This is a genomic window from Citrobacter sp. MGH103 (assembly GCF_001034475.2).
GTDB lineage: Bacteria > Pseudomonadota > Gammaproteobacteria > Enterobacterales > Enterobacteriaceae > Citrobacter > Citrobacter freundii.
This window is the reverse complement of record NZ_CP073043.1, coordinates 805,012-825,321: the sequence shown is the minus strand read 5'-3', so window position 1 is coordinate 825,321 and position 20,310 is coordinate 805,012. Positions and strand designations below refer to the sequence as shown.

The 20,310-nt window shown below is 48.8% G+C and carries 14 protein-coding genes and 1 tRNA gene; 2 read left to right on the top strand and 13 right to left on the bottom strand.

The window, feature by feature from the left end:
- Positions 1 to 44: 44 nt before the first annotated feature.
- Positions 45 to 2,180 (bottom strand): ornithine decarboxylase, encoded by a 2,136-nt coding sequence (locus SK33_RS03985; RefSeq protein WP_048218573.1) that lies wholly within the window; start codon positions 2,178 to 2,180, stop codon positions 45 to 47.
- Positions 2,181 to 2,648: 468 nt separating this feature from the next.
- Between SK33_RS03985 and SK33_RS03980 the strand changes: the two genes are divergently transcribed.
- Positions 2,649 to 3,356: a DUF554 domain-containing protein gene (locus tag SK33_RS03980; RefSeq protein ID WP_003838201.1), complete on the top strand. Its 708-nt coding sequence runs from the start codon at positions 2,649 to 2,651 to the stop codon at positions 3,354 to 3,356.
- A 105-nt stretch (positions 3,357 to 3,461) separates the two neighbouring features.
- Positions 3,462 to 3,537 (top strand) — tRNA-Phe (locus SK33_RS03975).
- A 215-nt stretch (positions 3,538 to 3,752) separates the two neighbouring features.
- Here the strand turns inward: SK33_RS03975 and SK33_RS03970 are convergent.
- The 12 genes from SK33_RS03970 to SK33_RS03915 form a co-directional block, all read right to left on the bottom strand.
- A complete protein-coding gene (locus tag SK33_RS03970; RefSeq protein WP_048218574.1) occupies positions 3,753 to 5,093 on the bottom strand; it encodes an ImpA domain-containing protein in 1,341 nt (446 codons plus the stop codon).
- Between the two features lies 1 nt (position 5,094).
- Entirely contained in the window at positions 5,095 to 5,538 is a 444-nt protein-coding gene (gene tssE, locus SK33_RS03965) for a type VI secretion system baseplate subunit TssE (protein WP_003027143.1), read from the bottom strand.
- Positions 5,538 to 6,071, bottom strand: coding sequence for a type VI secretion system lipoprotein TssJ (gene tssJ, locus SK33_RS03960; RefSeq protein ID WP_003027146.1), 534 nt, complete (start codon positions 6,069 to 6,071; stop codon positions 5,538 to 5,540). The genes tssE and tssJ overlap by 1 nt, the downstream gene beginning before the upstream one ends.
- Complete coding sequence (tssG, locus tag SK33_RS03955) at positions 6,046 to 7,134, bottom strand: type VI secretion system baseplate subunit TssG (protein WP_048218575.1); 1,089 nt, start codon at positions 7,132 to 7,134, stop codon at positions 6,046 to 6,048. The genes tssJ and tssG overlap by 26 nt, the downstream gene beginning before the upstream one ends.
- Positions 7,095 to 8,861: a type VI secretion system baseplate subunit TssF gene (gene tssF, locus SK33_RS03950; protein ID WP_048218577.1), complete on the bottom strand. Its 1,767-nt coding sequence runs from the start codon at positions 8,859 to 8,861 to the stop codon at positions 7,095 to 7,097. Before tssF ends, tssG begins: the two co-directional genes overlap by 40 nt.
- 28 nt (positions 8,862 to 8,889) lie before the next feature.
- The gene (gene tssA, locus SK33_RS03945; RefSeq protein WP_048218578.1) at positions 8,890 to 10,488 is read right to left on the bottom strand and encodes a type VI secretion system protein TssA; all 1,599 of its coding nucleotides are present in this window, start codon (positions 10,486 to 10,488) and stop codon (positions 8,890 to 8,892) included.
- Positions 10,485 to 13,898: an ImcF-related family protein gene (locus SK33_RS03940; protein ID WP_048218580.1), complete on the bottom strand. Its 3,414-nt coding sequence runs from the start codon at positions 13,896 to 13,898 to the stop codon at positions 10,485 to 10,487. The genes tssA and SK33_RS03940 overlap by 4 nt, the downstream gene beginning before the upstream one ends.
- A gap of 4 nt (positions 13,899 to 13,902) precedes the next feature.
- Positions 13,903 to 15,054, bottom strand: coding sequence for a hypothetical protein (locus SK33_RS03935; RefSeq protein ID WP_048218581.1), 1,152 nt, complete (start codon positions 15,052 to 15,054; stop codon positions 13,903 to 13,905).
- A gap of 6 nt (positions 15,055 to 15,060) precedes the next feature.
- Positions 15,061 to 15,327 (bottom strand): PAAR domain-containing protein, encoded by a 267-nt coding sequence (locus SK33_RS03930; RefSeq protein WP_008321243.1) that lies wholly within the window; start codon positions 15,325 to 15,327, stop codon positions 15,061 to 15,063.
- A gap of 155 nt (positions 15,328 to 15,482) precedes the next feature.
- The gene (locus SK33_RS03925; protein WP_003024422.1) at positions 15,483 to 16,499 is read right to left on the bottom strand and encodes a putative type VI secretion system effector; all 1,017 of its coding nucleotides are present in this window, start codon (positions 16,497 to 16,499) and stop codon (positions 15,483 to 15,485) included.
- Between the two features lie 20 nt (positions 16,500 to 16,519).
- On the bottom strand, positions 16,520 to 19,279 hold the full coding sequence (locus SK33_RS03920; protein WP_247751692.1) for a T6SS effector BTH_I2691 family protein: 2,760 nt from the start codon (positions 19,277 to 19,279) through the stop codon (positions 16,520 to 16,522).
- Positions 19,280 to 19,337: 58 nt separating this feature from the next.
- The gene (locus SK33_RS03915; RefSeq protein WP_048218583.1) at positions 19,338 to 20,309 is read right to left on the bottom strand and encodes a DUF4123 domain-containing protein; all 972 of its coding nucleotides are present in this window, start codon (positions 20,307 to 20,309) and stop codon (positions 19,338 to 19,340) included.
- Position 20,310 lies beyond the last annotated feature (1 nt).

Sequence of the window (20,310 nt, the reverse complement as noted above, 5' to 3'; positions counted from 1 at the left end):
CAGAGAAAAGCGGGTTGCCAAAAGGTAACCCGTTTTTTTTGCGCTTACTTCACAACATATCCATACAGACGCTTAATACCGTCTGCATCCGTTTCACTGTAAACACCTTGCAGCTCCGGCGAGAAGCCCGGCAGCAGGTTAACACCCTCTTCCAGCGCCAGGAAATAACGTTGCACCGCCCCGCCCCAGATTTCGCCCGGTACCACGCACAGAACGCCTGGAGGATAAGGCAGCGCACCTTCTGCCGCAACGCGACCTGCGGCATCACAAATACGCACCAGTTCGACATCACCACGGATAAAGGCGCTGTTGGCATCCTGCGGGTTCATCGCCACGGCAGGCAAACTCTCCTGTCGGAACATCGCTTTTTGCAGATCCTTCACATCAAAGCTGACGTATAAATCGTGCATCTCCTGACACAGTTCACGCAGCGTGTAATCCCGATAGCGTACCGGATACTTGTTGAAGATGGTGGGCAGCACATCTGCCAGCGGCGTATCGTCCTCAATATGCTGCTCAAACTGCGCCAGCATCGCCACCAGTTGCGCCAGTTTCTCGGTGCTTTCTGCCGGGGTCAGCAGGAACAGAATCGAGTTAAGGTCGCATTTCTCCGGAACAATGCCGTTTTCACGCAGGTAATGCGCCAGAATCGTCGCCGGAATACCAAACTCGGTATATTGCCCGGTTTGCGCATCAATGCCCGGAGTAGTTAACAACAGCTTACAGGGATCAACGAAGTACTGGTCGCGCGCGTAGCCGGAAAAACCATGCCATTTAGCACCCGGTTCAAAGCTAAAGAAGCGGCGCTCGCTGGCAATCACCTGCGTCGGATAGCTTTCCCACGGCTTACCATCAACTACCGGAGGAATAAACGGCTGAATCATCTTACAGTGGGTAAGAATCGCTTTACGGGCCTCAATGCCCAGCGCTACACACTCCGCCCATAGCCGACGCCCGCTCTCGCCTTCATGGATTTTGGCGTTAACATCCAGCGCCGCAAACAGCGGGTAAAACGGACTAGTGGAAGCATGCAGCATAAATGCATTGTTCAGACGCTTATGCGGACAGAACCGCGCCTGACCGCGAATATGGTTATCCTTTTTGTGGATCTGCGAGGTTTGCGAGAATCCGGCCTGCTGTTTGTGTACCGACTGGGTGACAAAGATCCCCGGATCGTCAGCATTGAGCTCCAGTAGCAGCGGTGACCCATCGGCCATCATCGGAATAAATTGCTCGTAGCCAACCCAGGCAGAATCAAACAGGATGTAATCGCACAGGTGACCGATCTTGTCGATCACCTGCCGGGCGTTGTAGATCGTCCCGTCATAAGTACCAAGCTGAATGATTGCAAGACGGAACGGGCGCGGTTGGTCAGCCTTGTGCGGCGCAACGTCACGCAGTTGCTGGCGCAGATACGCCTCATCAAAGCAGTGCTCGTCAATACCGCCAATAAAGCCAAACGGATTACGCGCCGCTTCCAGATAAACCGGCGTCGCACCGGCCTGGATCAGCGCACCATGGTGGTTGGACTTATGGTTGTTGCGGTCAAACAGCACCAGATCGCCGCGCGTCAGCAGCGCATTGGTCACCACTTTATTCGCCGCAGAGGTTCCGTTCAGCACAAAGTAGGTTTTATCCGCGTGAAAAACTTTCGCGGCAAATTTCTGCGCATGTTTCGCTGATCCCTCATGAATCAGCAGATCGCCCAGCTTAACGTCAGCGTTGCACATATCCGCGCGGAACAGGTTCTCGCCAAAGAACTCATAGAAATGTCTGCCCGCCGGATGCTTCTTAAAAAACTCACCGTGCTGGTGTCCCGGGCAGGCAAACGTGCTGTTTCCCATTTCGACATACTGTGTAAGCGTGTCATAGAACGGCGGCAGCAACTCTTCCTCATACTGACAGGCAGCAGACTCCAGCTCCAGCCAGTCCTGAGCCTGACCGCAAATCACCGCGTTAACGCCCGCAGGTACATCGACATCAGACTCTGCGAACAAAAACACCGGTATATGAAAACCAGTGCGTTTCAGCAAAGCCAGGATCCCACTGCGGCTGTCCGCAACGGTAATGACGACTGCCGCGACGTCAGTAAAATCGGTGCTGTCCAGCGCAACCACCTGGCGATGGCTGGAAAGACGAGAAGCCAGTTCACAACTGGCGGCAATTTTCATTGATTTCATAAGCGCAATAACCCGTTTCGGGAAAATCAAAAGTCCCGGGCAAAGCCGCATTGCTTTGCCCACGAAATGACGGGTCAAACTGTTTACCAGCCCCGACCGCCAGACATCAGTAAAAGCAGATAGCCTCTGATCTTACTGTTATCCTGCAGTGAGCGTACGCTGCCCTCACCGCATGGTGAGAGCGTGAAGATAAGTCGCAGGAAGGGGCGAACGTCGCGCAAAAAGGCGATATTGAAGGCGATGTAGGGGGAGTAAGATCATCCCAAGCAGCCTCATTCAGACAGGAGAAAATTCGCGCAATCATGGCACCTTTCACCTACTGGCGCAAGATAAAATCCTGTGCTTAAACCTCACAGATAAACAAGCATTTCGTCTGACAATAGCGGCATAATAATGCAATCTGAAACATAATTTCACCCAAACAGTTGCCTTTAACATCAAGACGATAATGGGTATGCAGGAGCAAACGTGGTAATCGGACCCTTTATTAATGCCAGCGCCATTTTATTAGGCGGTGTTCTCGGCGCGCTGCTCAGTCAGCACTTACCCGAACGTATTCGGATCTCAATGACCTCAATATTCGGGTTGTGCTCGTTGGGAATTGGTATCTTGTTGGTTATCAAATGCGTTAACTTGCCGGTGATGGTTCTGGCGACACTGATCGGTGCATTAATTGGCGAATTCTGCCATCTGGAAAAAGGAATCAATGCCGCGGTTGCCAAAGCGCAACAGCTTTTCACCAAATCGGATGCCAATGCAACACACGAATCCTTTATCCAAAGCTATGTGGCGATCATCGTGTTGTTTTGCGCCAGCGGGACCGGGATATTCGGGGCGATCCATGAAGGGATGACCGGCGATCCTAATATTTTAATCGCCAAGTCATTTCTCGATTTCTTCACCGCTATTATCTTCGCCTGCTCGCTAGGGATCGCCGTGTCTGCCATTTTCATACCGATGCTGGCAATTCAGTTGACGCTTGCCACCTGTGCAGCTCTGATTTTACCGCTGACAACCCCAGCCATGATGGCCGATTTCAGCGCTGTAGGCGGACTGTTGCTACTTGCAACCGGTTTGCGGATTTGCGGCATTAAAATGTTTGCGGTGGTGAATATGCTTCCTGCCCTTCTACTGGCAATGCCGCTTTCCGCAGCGTGGACGGCTTTTTTTGCCTGAGAATGCGTGCAATAGCAACAATGTGGTGATAGATTGTGCAGTCTGCATTGATTTGAAGAAATTTCGTTGACGAAACGAAGTGAATCGGGTTTAATGCGCCTCGTTGCCCGGATAGCTCAGTCGGTAGAGCAGGGGATTGAAAATCCCCGTGTCCTTGGTTCGATTCCGAGTCCGGGCACCACTATTTAGAAGAACCCGCCTATGGCGGGTTTTTCGCTTTTGGTGAAGCGGACTCTCCATCGAACTTCGTTCGATTATTCGCCGCCAGCGGCTCACCCCTTCGGGGCCAGCGCGACGAGCGCGCTGTTCAACGCTTACAGCGTTAGCCCGAGTCCGGGCACCACTATTTAGAGAAACCAGCCTTAGGGCTGGTTTTTTGCTTTTGGCGAATAGTCACTATTCTCTCTTCACCGAACTTTGTTTCAACAGCGCATAACGATTAAGAAGCTGATTAATCCGCATATCGAGTTGCTGATACAAAGCGGGTGATACTCTCCCCTGCATTTTGAATTCTTCATCTATTTGACGTAATAACTCTTCTGTCGGCGGCGTTTGGTCAAGCTGACGAAGGATAGTGAAAATGGCTGATTTCAGCTCCGAACCCGTCAGATATTTACCTTTGCGTTCATCAAGCGAATTTAGCTGGGCAGTTAATGCCTCCAGCCCCTGCTGGGCATGATGCCAGTTTTGCAGTGCGCTTTCCGGCAACGCTTCCGTGGTTAACTGTTTTTGTAATCCGCTTGTGAATTCCGTAGTCAGCGATTCTTCCGGCCACAGGGTGGCTAGCTGCTGCGCTAATGATGCGGCATACTCCCTCGACCACAGAGGTGACAGGCGGGATATAACATCCAATTGCCCTTGCGCAGCGACGAAAAATTCCTGTTTCCGCTCCCCCAAATCTGAGGATTGCTTCAACGTGGATAATTGTTCAGGCGTCAACACCTGCGGCAATGGCCTGATCAGTTCATATTCATCAGCTCGCATATGCTTAATACCAAGAAAAGCGCCTGTACTCACTAGCGCAGTCACCATGACTCCGATGACAAACCCCAACCACATCCGTCGGGTTCCGTGATCGGTTTGAGTAGCAAAAACCGCTGTGCTTGATTGCCCGGACGACGCGGGTTCATTCACCACAAAGATCAGCTGGGGCAAAGCGATCTCAGCGTTATTGGCTGAGCCAGAAGCCGGTATCATCACAACGGCTGAGCCCGAATCCGCCTCTGACTTCTCAAGGCGTAAAGCGGCATTATGCATCCAGGTAACGACAACCTCCAGTTTACTCAGCGCTTTCAGTTCAAGCCGTTGCAGCACTTCGCAGGCATGTTTTAAACGCTGTTCAATCCGATAAACCACTGATAAATCAGCATATGACAGCGTTAGCGTACGCAATTCTTGCTGTAAACGGGCTGACAGCCATGTCAGAATTTCAACGCGAGCATGGGTTTGCTGCGGCCATATGGCACTCCAGTGATGCGTCAGTAACGCCTCCAGAAGCTCGGCACCTTCGGCAAGTCCCAGCAGCCCGGCATTACGCATTCTACTGACGGTATACCAGGCCAGGGTTTGCAATTCGACACCGTTATGGCGAAACAAAGTCAGGCTTAACTGTTCAACCTTTTGCCAGTCAACGTCCGGGCGCGCGGGATGAGTCAGCTTGCTGATTTCATCGCGTAGTTGCCCGAACTCCGTGAAAGCACGCGGGTCGCCACCGGTGCTGATGCGATTCGTCTCCATATCAGTACGCTCCTGTCTCAAGCCAACCCTGTTTTTTCAGGTGGCGGATGAGCACCCGTCCCTCGGGGGTAAAATCAGTGCCATAACGAACAACGCCAAGGTCCTGAAGTTCGGCATCGATGGAGTAGCGTAAATGCCCTGGCGTTTCCTGCTCCTGCATTGTGACCTGAATACTTTTCAGTCGCGGTTCATACTTCAACAAAACCTGAGAAAGCGTACTGATAAGTTGATGTGCCGTTCCCGGCATACCTTGGAGGATTTTGGTCATATCCGGCAGACCGTAGTCGGGTAAATGTTTAAGGCTACCGGCGCGCGTATTCAAAATGCGCTGCATATTATCCAAAACGGATAAGATGACCTGCGTGTTTTCACCAACTGCATGCAAAGGCAAACCACCGGAGAAATTACCCAACAAGATGTCATAAAGAGAAGGTCGTTTAATCATTACTCGTCCTCCGGCTTCAGGAGAACCAGAGCCTGAGAATTTAATTCAATCACTCGCGCTTTATCAGAATCGAGATCTTCTCGACGTATTACCACGCGCCATGAATCTTCAGACTGTTCGGGAGAAATAAACATTCCCGCCACGGCAACATACTGCGTTTCCTTTTCGAGTGGAATATCGATAGTTACGCTTTCACCAGGACGAACCCAAACATCTTTCTGAGCCAGTAAATCCGCTTTTACCACCGTGCTGTCTTGCGCAAATAAAGACTGATAATTCGCTGAGTCAAATGCTTTACGATCGTTGAGTTGGTAAATACGTACGACCGTTGAAAGCGCGATGCCCTGAGCATTTTTATTAGCGGCTTCTCTGGCGCAAAGATCCAAATGCAGCGTTTTAATTTCCTTATAAAAAATTGACTTCGTTAATGACACCGTGCCTTCAGATACTTTTTGTGTCAGACCACACCCTGTGATCAGGCTGGTCATGCCGGTTATTACGACAAAATTAATAGCGATAATCGCCAGCCTCATCGGCTTCCCTCCGCTGATCGTGTTGGCTAAGGCTCTGCCAAAGCCCAAGTTTAATGGTGATAAGTTGGTTCAGAGCTTTCGGGTTATTCAGACGCATAACAGCCGTGCGACCGAGCTGTACTGCATGTTCGCTTTTATTACTGGTAAGTTGAGCATCCGGAAGCACCGAGCGAGGAATACGTAATTGCAGCCTCGCATTCACTCTGGCACCTAAATAAACGTGCAGGAGCGCGAGAAAATCATGGTAAAGCTGACCGCCGGGTAACCAGTCGCAAACCCCATCAGGAACCTCCGTGGTTAGCGTAATGAGCACCTGACTGTTAATATCTACGGCGCTATGTCCCATCACCGGACGAGAATGAAGGCTAACGGGGTGCCGCGCACTCATTTTTAACGCCTTATCCAGCAGGACGAAGCGTTTATCATGTGGCGTCACGGTGATATTTGTTGTTGGCGATAATAAAGATACCAGCGCGGATATTCCTTCTGCCGTACGCGTTGGCATTCTCATTACTCCTAACAGCGCCAAAAAACGCGATAACGGGGCTTGCGTTTGCGTGGCGCATCCCTGAATGCCGAGCCCAGTCAGCCCCAGTAAATATTGTGAAGTCTCATCTGTACCGCCAGGGCGAAAAGTCGCTGGATAGCTGTATTTACGCCAGATTCGATAAAACTGCGTAATTAAGCGATGGTTGAAAATATCCAGAAACTCAGCGGCAACGTCCGAGCCTTCCTGACACTGGGCAATATCATCCTGATAGGTTGTCGGCAGCGGCGATTCCACGCCATACAACCCCATAAATGTGACACTGACCGTTGGTGGCAGTGTGGGTTTTTGCGGATCATATTCTGTACTTTTTAGCTCCCCCGCCGGGAACCCCATCCCCGGATGAGGACGAAAACGAATAGCATCAAAGCGCGGACTTTGTTGGCTTCCTGGAGCTGGCGCTTGCGGATTCCACTGTTCCAGCAGTTGGCAAAAACGATAAAAATTGGTACGAGGCAGGTTATCGCCAAGGCTATTTAGCAACCAGGCAGTCGCTGATTGTGATTCTCTTTCCATCGCAAGCTTTTCCCTGCCGGCTGGATAATTAACGTAAGCTGATTAAACAAATGAATATCCGCATACAATGCAAAAAAGCGGTTAAGCATTTCACCAAACAGATGAATGTCGCCCTCACCGGTAAATCCGTTCTCATCAAGCGTTATTTCGATATCTACTCCACGAAGTAAAAATCCTTTTTCAAAGCGTTGTATTTCATGCTGCTGAACATCCATGATCGCATCCAGACGACGATAATTCAGCTCATCATCCTGCCAGTTATAGAGAGATAATGTTCCTTTGAGCACTTCTGCGCTGGCCATCATATTCAGAAAGCTGGACCCGAGGTGGCTTAAGACGCGCCAGTGAAAACGATCCTCGGCGGGAGGATAAGCCGGTAGCGTCGGTTTACACAGATTACGCACGGCAAGCGGCGTCTGGAGGATCTGCTCGCAACGATTAAGCAATGAACTCTGCAAAGCTCGCCTGGGTAGCTGACCGTTTGTTCCGGTCACTTTCAATGAGACGGTTTCATACTCAGCAAGACGATCCCGCTCCCAAGCGTCACCGCCGAGGATCAGCCAGGTGTCATACAATCCTGAGACGCCGCGCCTGACGCGTGTATGGTAGTAACGTTCGGGGGCATTACGGCGCATCATGCCTCCCTTGTGGCGAAAGCTGGTGAATGGGGCATAAACGGCATTACGCGCGCGCTGCGAACCAGAAACCGCATCCACCGAATAAATTTCCATGTGACCATCCTGCAATCTGCGCGGACGCAGCAAATATTCGCTTTCCAGTCCATTAACCACCAGCGGATCGGCTTCCAGAGTGAAGAGATTAATAACTGGAACGCAGTGCAGACGTATATTTTCGCTACCCACGGGAAGCTCAGAATTCCACTGTTGAGTCAGTACCGCTTCGATTTCAAAGCAGTCGATGCCCGCAGGAAAGGTTATTTTTTCCAGACCGTTAAGATGGACAAACATAAATTTTTCGCGGAACGTAAAATACTCAAGCAATAATTGCCAGCCGCCAAACGCCGTATCGCCTTTTGGCCACAAACTGTCTTCATCGGCAAATCCGCCCGGGGAAAAGTAACCCTCCAGTCGAATACGTTCTACGCTGTTGGGGAGTCTCAAATAAAGAGAGGCCAGACGCTTTGTCAATGCAAGGTGCAGTGCGTGGGTCACCGGCGCGTCACCGCTCAGGTAAAGGCTGAGACGCGTCAGTTCGGTTTGCGACCAGTCCATCTGTGGATTGCACTTTATTCGCATACGGATGACTGAGCGTCCGTCAGGTTCAGCATCGATATTCACCGCCGTAACAGACAGTGGGCTGAGCGTGACGGGCTGGGTAGTACGATACTGACATACCGTTTTTTTAGGGCCAACGGGCTGGGACAATACGCCAAACCCCGCATTAATCCGCTCGCTCATTTTCAGCACATCAGTATCAGGTAAAAGCTCGACAATGCTTAAGGAGGGAATAGTGCGTAAATAATGTGGCCATAGCAGACTCATCAAGCCTTCGGTAAATTCAGGAAGATGATCGTCTATTTTGGCGCGCAACCTCCCCATAGAAAATGCAAAACCTTCGAACAGCCGCTCCACATAGGGATCGGGGATACCGGCTTTGTCCAGATCCAACATAGCGGCACGATCCGGATGCGCCTGCGCAAACTCTTTTGCCGCTTCCCTTAAATAACGCATTTCCGCGTCATAATAACGCAGAGTTAAATCTTCCATTTTACAGTTCGCTTATTTTGTTTTTGCTTTAGCCGCATAAAACGGCGGCTCTGGCGGGATCAATGGCGACCAGCCCAGACAACAGTGACTCCATCTCTGACGCCAGACGCGCTTTGTCGCTTTCACTGCGATTGGCTTTCAAACGCAGAAGCTTTAGCCGCCGCGCTTTAACTTCAAACAGCAGTTCAGGCTCCCATTGTTTGAGAGTGAGAGAGTGCGCTGTGGTATTCAATTCACCAAGCAAATGCAGCGCGAGATCGTTGCGCCCACACTGTTCCGTCAGACGGGCCATCAACAGCTGGCGTAACCAACGCTGTCGACATGAAATAATGCCCGGGCGAGCCTGAAGCCAGGCGAGCGCTGCTTCAACGCCTTCGCTGTCCGCCAGCGTCAGGGCCTCGCTTTCAAGCAGCAGGATATCGTCATCCTTCCCGACGGTAGCCGCCGCGATTTTATCCGTCTGCCAGTCGCTTTCCTGCAGCACGTCACGGGCAATCCATTCACGCGTGACGTCATCGGCAAAGGGCGTTCCGTCATTAAATGCCAGCGTTTCCAGACCCGGCATCCGATGCAGCAACATTTTCAGATCGCTGATGATAATGGCGGCATGTTTATCCCATGGCGATCCCGCCCTGGTTAACGCCTGATGAAGGTACCACTGCACGTCCAGCCAGAAATGATTCACTCCCTCAACAAATAAGCTGTCAGTTAGCTCAATCAGTTCAGTCCAGCTTTGCTGCAAATACAGACGCTTGAGCTGGGCGCGGTAATCACTTTTAGGTGGTACCAGGCGTGTACGCCCTGCGCCATCTGGCGGTGGAAGCTGGCTAACCGTATCGAGCCGCACGCTTTTCATCAAATGATGCGCCGCCAGCCAGCCGTCCGGCTGGTCGCTTAAGTATTTCGCCAACACCCGTGCCTGCTCGAGCAGCTCCCGGCCAGAGGCAATACTTTTTAGGACGGGAGTTTCTGCGCTGTACCGACCGGTTTGCGGACTGACATTTTGTGGAACCAGCGCCTGAGCGCCGCCAGACTGTGCCAAACGATTTTCCAGTGCGCTATATAGCGCCCCAAGCCCTGGACGAATGCTATCTTCATGCAGAACAAACTGCTGCTCCAGCAGCATCAGCGCACCGGCGATCCGCTGTGCGTCAGGCCGTGAAACTTCGGGGAAACGTGCCAGACTATCCAGCATCCGCCCGCCGGCCAGCCATTCAAGGGCGGCCTTATGGCTATTGGCCCTTAGGGGATGGAGAGAATTGCCATACTGCTGCATCAGGCCAGCCAGCAAAATCAGACCATCCGCCAGGCCGGGCTCGCCATCCTGATGCAAACGCGCCCAAGTGTAGTAGGTGACAACACGGACATCCTTACAGGTGTGGATCAGCAGTTTTTCCGCAAGCTCAACGATGAGATCCGTTTGTGCGCCAGAAAGTTTATTCACCTCCTCTCGCATGCGCTGAAAATCATCGTCATAGCCGGGATCTTCCCCGCCCGGGTTGGCTGCGGAAACGGGCAATAACCAGTTTTGCCATAGCGCAGTTTGCGTTTGCGCCTGTTCCATCAGCTGCTGTTGTTCATCTGGCGAAGCCGTGCTGGCGGCCAGTAGACGTTGCAGAGCGCTCATTCTTCTTCCTCAGAGGGGGACTGGCTGACAACAAAAATGGTTTCTGGTAGTTCGAAATCGCGGAGTTTCAGTAACGCGAGCGGGCCTTCACCGGCCTCCGTTCGCAGGGTGTAGTTCAGCGGCAATCCATCCTGCGCAGTCCAGCGCAGGTTAAAACCGCTGCTCACGCCGGCGTTATCGCTGATCTCCGCTTTCTCAAGCAGTCTTATCCAGCCCCAGGTGCCGGGGTTATCTGAGTAGATTCGGGTTCCCGTATTCGTACTCACCCAGCTTAGGGTGGCCCCTGACGCTGACGTATCGGCTGGCCAGACAAGGTTTTTCCAGGTTGGCATCTGATTAACGTAGGTGAGTTTTTGCCCATCCAGTACAAGATCGGTTTGCATCACATCCCGCGCCGTTCCAGGGCGCAGTTCAAAACGCATCCCAGCTTCTCCACGAATAAATGCGACATCCGCAATCTGACTGAGCTGGTCCAGCGCCTTAAGGAACGCCGGATTAAACTCCAGCCCCTGCGCATTCACCGTGTCGGCAACCCAGTGACTTCCCTGTTTATGCAATACACCGCTTAAATGACTTTCGAGAAAATGCGGGATCCGGCCATTATCGCTTCGCAGATATTGCGCCAGCAGCGGCAGAGAAGCCTCGCTACCGACATCGCGAAACGGATAACGTCCGCCGAAAGCGCTGTTCCAGTCATTCACAATCAGCGCCTTCCATTGCGCATTCAGGCCCGCTGCGGTTGGTTGCAACACCTGCTGCCATGACTGCTCCAGCGGCTGAACAAACATAGTTTGACCAAATCCACTCCATGCCTGGCCTAAGCTTGCCGCTACCAGATTGCCATAGTCACGCGTGGTGGTGAGATCGACGGTTTTGCCCTGAAACACCGTTTGCGCCAGGGCCTGACTCATGCCTTGTGGATCGGCAGCGTTAGTAATCTGCTGGAGTTTCAGCCTGACCTGCGTTACCCGGGTCAGGTAGGTTTGCAAACTCAGATGGCTGATATCCTGCCCGCCCGATTGTTCATCCATCAATGCCAGGATTGGCGAGAAGGTACTCGCCATAGGGCCTTCTTCCCGCGCATGCTGGTCAATCGTCTGATTTTCTTTGGTGTTAAACAGATCCTTTGCCGACTTCACCAGTGAGTCCGACAGCGCTTCTCCGGTTAACCCTGTGCGTCCCTGAACGGCGAGCGTATTCATTAGCGCAACCAGAGGAGACTGACGGATATCTGCAATCAACGTGAGCTGATCGATGGCATCACTCAGCGTTTGGGTGCGCTGCCAGCGAATACTGTTGAGAAAATCCAGCCAGCTGTCGGCAAAATCCGTGAAGTAACGCTCGCTAAGACGCGCCTTTAAGGCCTGTGGAGAGAGAGGGTCGCTTGCAGAATGCGTATCATCTCCCAGTACCTGATCCATTTCTTCCCGGCGGTTGTTTACGATTTTCTCTATGGCGGGCAAAACCTCCTCTTCCCAGGCTTTGCGGGTATACACCCCAGCAACCGAATTCCGGGTATAAAATACGTGATCTGCCCGGGTATCGCCGGTCATGTCTTCCAGACGAAGAGCGGTGTAATGCGGCGTTACCTGTTCAATGATTTTCTGATACAGAGCGGCTTCGCCATTGCGGATCCCCATCTGACGAATTAACAGCGTTCGCACCTGGTTAATAAGATTTTTATCCGCTGTTATTTTCCATTCAGGATGCGCCTGAAGGTTTTCGCCCCAGAACTGCCAAAGCCCAGGCCCAACGCCCTGCCATGATGCGCGCGAAATACCCGCTCTCTCCGGCCAGTCTTGCATCAGCGCCTGACTAAAAAATGATGCCTCCATCTGCTCAGGCCGGGAGAGCATCAGATACATTTTCAGCTGGTTGTAGGCGATCTTTGCCTGGGCGGAAAACTGCGGACTGTCTGGAGCCAGTCGGGTTAACGCCGTTAATTCCTGAGTGAGATGTTGCGCGGCTTCATCACGCAGGAGCGGAATAGCGATACGCGTATAACGTGGCCATAGCGCATCCAACAGAGCATCATTTTGGCTTAAGCCGAAGCGGTAGTACCACGGCGCCCCATTCAGCTGACGCCAGCGAAGCATGCCTGGGGTTTGCTGAAGCGCGGACAGCGCCGTAAGACGCTCGGCGAGCGGTTCATCCGCACCACCTGCCAGTCTCGCCTGATCCAGACTTTCGCCGATCAGATTGCGATTCGCTAGGAAAGACACCACCATTCCCGCGCCCCATAGCAACATCAAACCAGCGGTACCGACTGCCAGCACTCGCATCCCTGAACGGCCTGTGCGCTGTGCCTTTAGCTCAGCAGGTAACGCAGGGAGCGAATCAAGCAGCGCGCGCCAGCGCTCATCACGCGCCCAGGCATGCGCCACGCGCGGTGAAGTACTTTCCACATGCTGACTCAAGATGACCGCCGCCAGCGGCAGAGGCCGATGCAGGCTGAAAAAAGTGGCTAACGCGTCGCTGATGGCTTCTGCGTTTTGCGTGAGCGCATTCGCCATTTTCAGTAAGAAGTTACTGTGGATATTGCGCGTAACCTGCTGCGAACCCTGTTCCGCCAACTGCATGACCAGCGCGGCCAGCTGCGAACGACATAACGCCGTTGTACATCCAGCAGGGAATAAACACGTCGCAGACTGGGCCATCGCGGCATTCAGAACGGATTGTGCGCCATGCAGCGACCAAAGGTATAACGGCACTCGCCAGCGAAGCGTGGTAAAAACAGCCTGAAGATGGCGGGCAGCATTATCTATTTGTTCTGCGGTTAAAGAGACAACAGGTGCCGATTGAACCAATGAATCCTGGTGCCGAAAAGTGGGGGTTACCCATACAATCCCATCCAGCGGGCGCCGATGCAGCTTGCGTATCGCATCAAACAACGAAACATCTGGCGGTTCAGTGAGCGTACCTCCCCAGATTAACACCACGCCATCCCCTTCAACCCAGCGCAGAGAGGTGAGTTTTGGTACCAGTAACTCAACCTGAATGACATCCCCCATCACCAGCAGAATACGGGTTTTGGCGCGCCAGCGATGGCCGTAATTATCTTTAAGTGTAGAGCAGAAGTTAATGAATATATTATTATCCAATGCAGGCGCCGTATTATTTCCAACATTTGATTTAGAAGCTGACTTCCATGGCAAAAAAAAATAAAAAATAGATTTATATTTAACTAATGAGGTATACGACATTAGTGTTGATTTCAAAGCATTCATTTGCCATATTTTGAAAATATAGCACAGTGCTAATAAAACGGTTATAACAGCTATTACTCTTGTTGCTTGGGTGCTCACCCCCAAATACTCTCCGTAGTAAAAAAGCACTACGTAACATGTTAAACCAACAACAACCAAAATACATAACAAACCAAGCAACCGCAGCAAACTGGACTTTTGCATATATCTATTCCTGACTTCTATTTTTTTTAACCCTCGATAATATAATCCTACCATTCGACTCTGAAAATATTATATCAACAGCACTCACGTTTTTTCCATTTAATAAAGAAAACATCAACATCATCCAGATATCAAACTCTCCCTGAATGCCGATATATAACTCAGCGTAATACTGTTCAAGATTGTTATTATGTTCGTTAAGAAGAATTGCTGCCTTAGCTACATCTTTTTTATCACTATGTTTTCCTATCAATAAATTGTTGATCATCCCGGTTCTGGCCTGATAAAAAATCAAATCGTTAAGATCTTTGATCAGATGATTTTCATCTGTAGAAATAGACCTGTACAATCGTGCCTTCTCAGAAATATTATTTTGATTAACTAAAACAGTCGGAGCAAAAAGAAAAGCACACAAACCATCGCCCGTTCCATGGTGATTATCTTTGATTTCTTTTGATTTTTCTCCTACAATAATTAATCTGAATTTATTCTCCGTAACACTTAGCCATTCATTAATATTTAATACATAATCGTGCAAGATAATTTCACTGTTATTAATTATGTCATCAGAAAGCCCAAGTCGTTTCCAGGCCAATAAAAAAGACTGCCATGCCGAAGTCCCATACATCTGACCAACAATAAAATTAATAACCAAACCTTTTTTAGAAGTAATATCAATTAATCTAGCTCTCATTGGAACTAATAACTCATGGAATAAAATAGTATAATCAATCGATTCTGGAAAATGTAATGCCCTGGTTCCAATGGCATTGAACTCACTTCCTTCACGTAAATTGGGTATCTGTGATTCTTCAGGAAAGAGATAGCTGTAATCTACAATACTTATATAACCAGACGCCCATTCAGACCACTCATAATCAATATTAGAACTTTCCGTTGATATCATTTCATTTTTTTCAAGAGACACGCCGAGCTGAAATAATCGAAGCCCTATGTATATAATAAATAACAAAGAAAAAATTAACGATATTACAAAAGCACAATATATTGAATTACTATTATGAGTAATATAATAAAACAAACCAAATAGCAGAACAACAGTTATTAACAATGAGAAAAAAACACCACTATCTCGCCCCCACCTAATAGAAGGTACAGGTTGCATTGCCTTTTTATCAGGAATATTCCAACTCATTTTAACTTACCAGATCCCCGTACAGGGAAGTGTTGAAATAACATAGCAACCGCATTGACACATGCATTTATGCACAGCTACTGGTTTTCCATCTGAGATCCATTCTGTAGACCCCTGGATTATCTTATTTACGCCATGAAATGGAATTGGACATATAACAGTATCACCAAGCAATGCGACGCCTAAACCATCGATAATCATCGTTGACGAAACAGAAATTACTTTGCCACCACTACTTAATGGATCATTGAGTCTGACTAAGCCTAGAAACATAAATCCTCGCTATAAAAGAATATAACTATCCAGATATGTTTTTTTCCAAAAAAAAACACTTACCAAACATATCTATATGATTAGATAAAGATCAGATAATAACACCTTATCTGTTAAAAATATTAGCTTTGAAATTTAACCTACAAAAAAATCGTCTAATAGTAATAAAACCACCATCCTGATGTCATTACTCGAACAGATTTTCCCTTCTTTTTAAATTCTTTAATTCTTCTGCGCTTTAATCTCCGCAAATCAATATTGGTCACATTTTCCCAGCCAGCAACAGTCAATATCTCCTCCGTCAGCTGTTCTTTCGGAAAGGGATGCCGTCGCCAGATCGTCCATATTGCGGGGAAGATATACAGAAAGGTTCCCGTAACCAAAAATATCGTTATCACTTGCCGTAATCCTTCACTAAGAACCCAATCTTCTTTATACAATCCCACTACCAGCAGCAGAATAGCCAGAAGAATAACGACCGAAATGGGGACTTTCATCGCGTCTATTCGCGCCCGTCGTATTCCCTGGTAACACCACGGTGGCATGGTCAGCGAACGCGCATGCGGCCGGACAAGGGCATATACCAGGTACTCCTCTCCCACTGGCGCGGCAATCAGTTCCACTTCCTCACCTTCCCGGCAATAGGGCGCGCCCAGCCACCCTGAAAAGGACCGGCCGTTGATTTCGCCCGTGACGTACCACGCCGATGAAGGAACCCTGTCTTCATTGCTCGCCACCATGCCCTGTGCCGTTGCTGCTGACCCCGTCGAGGCCAGCACCATCGCGGCAGACGCCATGTTCTCATCCTGCCTGCTGAAATATTCCCACGTCTGCGGATAGGCTTTGGTGTCAAAATAGTGCGTCAGGCAGCGCTGGTGGTAGTTTGTCACCACGCCACTGACCTTTATCAGCGGGGCTGGCGGAGGCAGTACCGGGTCCGGTGGCATATCGGCCAGCGCTTTTGCCCGCTGCTTTTCTTCACGGTACAGTTCTGCCAGCCGTTTTTTATGCTTCTTCTTGCCGTCCGATTCATAGTACGCAATGGTTTGTCTTAATTTTATCCACTCTCTGCGCTCCCGGAGATAGTTTTCTTCCACATACCCTTTTCCCTTCTCCAGTCCCCGGATATAGGCCCGGGGCATATCGGCAAACAGTTCGTCATCTTCTGTCATAGTATTTCGCTGCTCCACAATTAAACCACAACAGGGACTTCCGGCTCATCATAGATAATAAATGGCCAGTAAATTATTGGTTTCCCACGTTGTGGTTTTTTACCTGAAGATAATTGACGTAAGCTTTCTTGCAGTGAATTTCGGGTCTCATCAATAAATATATTGATTCTTTCCGGCGAATAACTGTCGATATCAATCGAACAATCATCACCAAACAAGCCATTCTCAATCCACGACTGTAACGCATCACGTGAATAATATTCCGTCAAAATATATTCTGCGACCATCAATAACAGAGCCACCTCCCACGAGGCCAACAGCCCCACCCATTCGACGCCTAATTTTGTTAATTGAGGCGCAGCTGCCCTCCCCAGCCATACGGCTAATTCCCCTTCAGGAGTCTTCCAGCCAAAGCGTTCAATCAGCACCGTCATCAATTTTCCTTCCGCTTTGGCAATAATGGCAACATCACTAAGAGTCTTGACTGAATATAAGCCGGTAAATGCCCATTTTTTACTGGAATTCGGTAAATTAACTTTATTCAATAATGTTGAAATATCTAACCCCAGCGAAAGGCCCGCACTTATCAACGAGCATCCTGCGCCAAACATTTTCATGTAGTGGAGGCTATTTTTCTCTTTAAGAATGACCTCCGTCGCAGGGGTCGCAATATCAATTACCCCGCTCGCCGTTGCCGATATTGCGCTGATTACCTTCGCGTAGTCAGCAGGTTGATTGTTAAAGTTATCGAGTTGGTTATACAGTTCGACCACATTGAAAAATAAAACAAAAATCCTAATACTGGTCACCGCATAACCAGAAGATCCCGCAGGCTGGCTAAGATAATTGGCATACGCTTTTTCAAGTGCGGCATATTTCTTACTCGCCCCCCGGAGAAGATCGGCCCGGATGACTCTTTGCGGGCTGTAAAAAACAGTGCCGGCAATGTAAGCCCTGCGTTCCGTGGCCCAACCAAAATATTTGCTGAACAATGTTTTGGTTTCTAACTCTGACTTTCCGGAAGATAGCGAGAAAAGGGTTCGAACAATAAGGTCATTCATGGTATTGAGAACAGGTCCAATCCGTGATACGGAAAAAAACCTGGCCCCTACGGTTGCCATGTGCTGGTCCATTTGATACAGCACTCTTTTCGAGAATACGACATTGCCAGCCAGTGGTTTTGAAATTTCACTCGTTGCCTTTTCAAAACCTTTAAATATTTTATTAAGTTTAGCACCATTCTTCTCAAAAAAGTAGAGCACATCATTTTCAGAAACCGGAGAAATACTACACTGGTGCAAACTAGCCAATAACGGCTCCACATCTGCCATGATCTCTGGATTATTATAAAAATGTGTTCTCCAGACGAGATTAGCTTCACTTTTCGTAGTATATGCGTCTATCCAGTCATCCAGCAATTTTATACCTGATGGCGACTCACCAAGACCAGCCATTGCGAAGGCAGCAATTTCACGATAGTTCGCATTATCAACAGGATCGTTAGAAAAAAAATCCTGTAATATTGTTATAAATAACGAAGCCTGTAACCATCCACAGCGATAGCTAATCAGCTTAGCGAGCTGTTTATCAATTTTTGGTGTTAGATCAGCACAACATTGATTAAAAGAGTCCCATTTACTCTGATTGATCATTCGGGCATATTTAGACCAATCATTAGCTACCTGTTGTTTCTTATAAACTTCGTTTTGTTTTCCCTTTACCTGCTTTTCGAATTCTTCGCGAGTTAGTATATCCTTCGGGTCTGTACCTTTAGATTTCTCATTCTGGACATACATATCATAAGAATAATCCATTGCCGGTGGAGAAATATATGTTTCCTGCGGTAATTCAGCAAGTTGGGCTGCAACATTCTGTTCCGAGCTTTTGTTAACAATCTCCTTAACTCCGTTAATTAGACTCTGGGTACAGAACTCCAGGGCGCGTTCTTCACCAAATATCTTCGCCATCGCCAGGACATCATTCGTCCATCCCGTCAGCTCATGCGTTATCCCTGCTGAATCATGCAGCGCCATCAGCAACGGTGTAACGGGGGTACCGTCTGGCTTCACACCCCGTTCCTTCATCTGCCGGATTGTGTTTCCGGCCACTCCGCTCTTCCACGGGTACAATGTCTCCTGCGGCCCCGGCTCTTTGACTATCGCATAGCGTTCACTCACACACTGGCTGACGCGGATTTTAGTATGGGTGCCATATGGTAACCGCATTGCCGGACTCAGCTGGCTGCCCTGCGCCGGGATGTAATCCAGAACCCTGGCGAGATTTGCTGTGGTTGCCTCTGTTATTTGCTGTGAAGCCTGGGGCGCCGTCCAGTTCGATGAACTCAGACACTGCATTCTGCTCTGCCGTTGCCCTGCATCGCCCGCGTAACGCTCCAGCGTTTTTTCCGTCCAGGGACACTGCGTGAATGCTATCCAGATATCATTCTCCAGGACTTCATAAGGCAGCGTCAGAAAATCCTTTCCGCCATCACTGTACGTTCCCTGCCGACAGTCCGGCTCTGATTTCTCCAGAACATTTTTCGCCGACAGCTGTTTCCACAAACTGCCGTCATCACACACCGACCACGCTTCCCAGTCCGTCTGGTACGGATAGTAGATATAGATATAGCCCCTGCGCATCGCGCGTAGCGCATAGTGGTAGTTTTCGTTTTCCGCCGGGTAAGCTGATATTCCAGGTTTTGCCCACGCCGGCAATGGTTCTTTAATATATTCAGGAACCACCGCATAGCGTACAGGTAGTAATGCCGGTCCCTGTGACATACAGTCACATTTATGATTTATCATCCCTGTTCTCCCACATATTCGAACTGTAAATTGCTTAATTAATGTTTGCTCGAATTTCATTCCATTGTTGTTCTGTGATATGAGATATGATTTGAGTAAATTTCCCCCTCTCACTTAAGCTATTTATTTCAAGCAAGTTTTTAATAAATCCATGGTTATAAAACTCCGGAGCAACATTAATTGAACACTCGCCCCACTTGATAAGATCTTCTTGATCAGAAAAAGTATACAATACAGCTCTTTTAAGTGACTGCTTCAATAGCTTAAATACCGCGGGCTCTGAAAACCGTTCACGACTCAAATTAGCCAGACGATAATTACAGATAACTCTATTTTTTATCCCTGCAAAATTTATATCACGCCAATTGTCAGCGCTCAGCGATAACGTATATGAAAGTCGCAGTTGATTCTCAGACTGATTTATTTTATTGATAAACTGACCATCGCCATCAATAAAACTCCACACTTCAATTGGCCCTAACAAACGTCGTTGTTGCCAGTCATCCAGAATAGATAAAAGAGAGATCATAATTGCCGGGTCATAATACCGAAGCAAAACATCTTTTCCATCATGCTGCTGGATTGCCACCTTTCCCAGATAATCTGCGAGATTTACAATGTTTTCTTCGCAAGAAAGCCAACCACATACCATCCTGCCCTTACCCAGCAGTATTTCATTAGGTTCGATCTCTTGCAGAGATTGCATAATGCTTTCTTGTAGTAACTTACAATCCTCAGGTAAGGATAAATCCAGTGAAACCAAACAAGGTTCAAATTCAGATGATAGATAACGAGTAGCAACAGGTACCCTTACAACATCTCTATTTGTTATTTCATTATAGAATGATGATTCTTTATTTCTCAACCTTATAATTGCAGTATCAATCATTAAAATGCAATTTCTATTTAACGTTCTAAAAGAATTAAATATTTGCTCACCAATATAACCCCCTTGTTTTTGCATTGCCTGTAAGGAGTAATCATAAGTTATTAATGATTCCTTCATT

Excerpts from the sequence above, each read along its gene's own strand:
- SK33_RS03985 (WP_048218573.1), bottom strand. The coding sequence starts at position 2,180 with ATGAAATCAATGAAAATTGCCGCCAGTTGTGAACTGGCTTCTCGTCTT.
- SK33_RS03970 (WP_048218574.1), bottom strand. The coding sequence starts at position 5,093 with ATGGAGACGAATCGCATCAGCACCGGTGGCGACCCGCGTGCTTTCACG.
- tssE (WP_003027143.1), bottom strand. The coding sequence starts at position 5,538 with ATGATTAAACGACCTTCTCTTTATGACATCTTGTTGGGTAATTTCTCC.
- tssJ (WP_003027146.1), bottom strand. The coding sequence starts at position 6,071 with ATGAGGCTGGCGATTATCGCTATTAATTTTGTCGTAATAACCGGCATG.
- tssG (WP_048218575.1), bottom strand. The coding sequence starts at position 7,134 with ATGGAAAGAGAATCACAATCAGCGACTGCCTGGTTGCTAAATAGCCTT.
- tssF (WP_048218577.1), bottom strand. The coding sequence starts at position 8,861 with ATGGAAGATTTAACTCTGCGTTATTATGACGCGGAAATGCGTTATTTA.
- tssA (WP_048218578.1), bottom strand. The coding sequence starts at position 10,488 with ATGAGCGCTCTGCAACGTCTACTGGCCGCCAGCACGGCTTCGCCAGAT.
- SK33_RS03940 (WP_048218580.1), bottom strand. The coding sequence starts at position 13,898 with ATGCAAAAGTCCAGTTTGCTGCGGTTGCTTGGTTTGTTATGTATTTTG.
- SK33_RS03935 (WP_048218581.1), bottom strand. The coding sequence starts at position 15,054 with ATGAGTTGGAATATTCCTGATAAAAAGGCAATGCAACCTGTACCTTCT.
- SK33_RS03930 (WP_008321243.1), bottom strand. The coding sequence starts at position 15,327 with ATGTTTCTAGGCTTAGTCAGACTCAATGATCCATTAAGTAGTGGTGGC.
- SK33_RS03925 (WP_003024422.1), bottom strand. The coding sequence starts at position 16,499 with ATGACAGAAGATGACGAACTGTTTGCCGATATGCCCCGGGCCTATATC.
- SK33_RS03920 (WP_247751692.1), bottom strand. The coding sequence starts at position 19,279 with ATGTCACAGGGACCGGCATTACTACCTGTACGCTATGCGGTGGTTCCT.
- SK33_RS03915 (WP_048218583.1), bottom strand. The coding sequence starts at position 20,309 with ATGAAGGAATCATTAATAACTTATGATTACTCCTTACAGGCAATGCAA.